The 962-nt window shown below is 63.5% G+C and carries 1 protein-coding gene; it reads left to right on the forward strand.

Annotated elements, in window-relative coordinates; translation table 11 throughout:
* Positions 1-33 precede the first annotated feature (33 nt).
* Positions 34-962, forward strand: a 929-nt coding sequence (gene groEL / locus QM797_RS26130; RefSeq protein WP_283278644.1) for a chaperonin GroEL, incomplete at its 3' end; no start/stop codon positions are given.

The following is a 962-nucleotide window of genomic DNA, read 5'->3' on the forward strand; positions in this document are numbered from 1 at the left end:
TGTGTCACCCCCAATCCGGAGGATCACTTCGCAATGGCCAAGATCATCGCGTTCGACGAAGAGGCACGCCGTGGCCTCGAGCGAGGCCTCAATGCCCTCGCCGACGCAGTAAAGGTGACGTTGGGCCCCAAGGGTCGCAACGTCGTACTCGAAAAGAAGTGGGGAGCTCCCACGATCACCAACGATGGTGTTTCCATCGCCAAGGAGATCGAGCTCGAAGATCCCTACGAGAAGATCGGTGCCGAGCTCGTCAAGGAGGTCGCCAAGAAGACCGACGACGTCGCAGGCGACGGCACCACCACCGCTACCGTTCTCGCTCAGGCACTCGTCCGTGAAGGCCTGCGCAACGTCGCAGCCGGCGCGAACCCGCTCGGCCTCAAGCGCGGCATCGAGAAGGCTGTTGCAGCCGTCACCGAAGCCCTGCTCGCGTCCGCCAAGGAGATCGACACCAAGGAGCAGATCGCTGCTACCGCTGGCATCTCCGCAGGCGACCCGTCCATCGGCGAGCTCATCGCCGAGGCAATGGACAAGGTCGGCAAGGAAGGCGTCATCACGGTCGAGGAGTCCAACACCTTCGGCCTGCAGCTCGAGCTCACCGAGGGCATGCGCTTCGACAAGGGCTACATCTCGGCGTACTTCGCCACCGATGCAGAGCGTCAGGAAGCCGTCCTCGAAGACGCGTACATCCTGCTCGTCAGCTCCAAGATCAGCACCGTCAAGGACCTGCTGCCGCTGCTGGAGAAGGTCATCCAGTCCGGCAAGCCGCTCCTGATCATCGCCGAGGACGTCGAGGGCGAAGCTCTCTCCACCCTCGTGGTGAACAAGATCCGTGGCACCTTCAAGTCCGTCGCCGTCAAGGCGCCCGGATTCGGTGACCGTCGCAAGGCGCAGCTCGCCGACATCGCCATCCTCACCGGTGGCGAGGTCATCAGCGAAGAGGTCGGCCTCTCCCTGGAGACCGC

This window comes from Rhodococcus sp. IEGM 1381, assembly GCF_030056795.1.
Taxonomy (GTDB): Bacteria; Actinomycetota; Actinomycetes; order Mycobacteriales; family Mycobacteriaceae; genus Rhodococcoides.